The following is a 404-nucleotide window of genomic DNA, read 5'->3' as shown; positions in this document are numbered from 1 at the left end:
CACGCTCACGGTGTTCGAGAACTACCCGATCGACCCCGATGCCCTGACCATCGCCGACGGCGTGCGGGTGACCGGCTTCAACGGCATCGACGCCACCCACTACCCCCTGAGCTTCGCCGCCATGGTCAAGCCGGAGGGCCTGGCACTTCGCCTCGGCTACGCGTCCGAGCACTTCGACGCGCAGGACATCACGGCCATCGGGGCGCGTGTCCTGCGAGTCCTGGAGTCGTTGCTCGCGGATCCGACGCTGCCGCTCGGACAGCTGGACGTCCTCTCCGGCGACGAGCGGCACCGGATGCTGCAGGAGTGGAACGCCACCGGCCTGCCGGTCGGCACCCGGACGTTCGTCGAGTTGTTCGAAGAGCGGGTGGCGACGGCACCGCTCGCACCCGCCGTGGTGTTCG

The 404-nt window shown here is 69.3% G+C and carries 1 protein-coding gene; it reads left to right on the top strand.

Annotation, left to right across the window (positions count from 1 at the left end; genetic code table 11):
• The coding region (locus ADK60_RS25205) for a condensation domain-containing protein (protein WP_159400573.1) at nucleotides 1–404 on the top strand (404 nt) is incomplete at both ends.

This window comes from Streptomyces sp. XY431, from assembly GCF_001279805.1.
In the GTDB taxonomy this organism is placed as follows: domain Bacteria; phylum Actinomycetota; class Actinomycetes; order Streptomycetales; family Streptomycetaceae; genus Kitasatospora; species Kitasatospora purpeofusca.
The sequence above is the reverse complement of the archived record's forward strand: the minus strand, read 5'-3'. Positions and strand labels throughout refer to the sequence as shown.